The organism is Cognatundibacterium jejuense (genome assembly GCF_014284255.1).
GTDB classification, from domain to species: Bacteria; Pseudomonadota; Gammaproteobacteria; order Burkholderiales; family Burkholderiaceae_D; genus Undibacterium; species Undibacterium jejuense.
Genome location: NZ_JACOFV010000073.1, coordinates 1 through 255 on the forward strand (window position 1 = coordinate 1; position 255 = coordinate 255).

Annotated in this window: 1 protein-coding gene; it reads left to right on the forward strand. The window is 51.8% G+C overall.

What is annotated here, in order from left to right; translation table 11 throughout:
* Window positions 1-220: transposase domain-containing protein (locus tag H8K32_RS20075; RefSeq protein WP_186914414.1), on the forward strand; the 220-nt coding region annotated here is incomplete at its 5' end.
* Window positions 221-255 lie beyond the last annotated feature (35 nt).

Below are 255 nucleotides of genomic sequence, written 5' to 3' on the forward strand. Positions count from 1 at the left end.
CCAGATTCGTCCCGTTGCACTGGGGCGAAAGAATTGGATGTTCGCCGGTAGCCTGCGTGCAGGCAAACGTGCTGCGGCGATCATGAGTCTGATTCATTCAGCACGGCTCAACGGTCACGATCCTTACGGATATATGAAGGACGTATTGGAAAGGCTACCATTGCAACCATTCAGCCGCATCAGCGAACTACTTCCGCACAACTGGAAGCCTGCTCAATAAATCCGATCATCAATCTAAGGATCGGTCAACCTGTG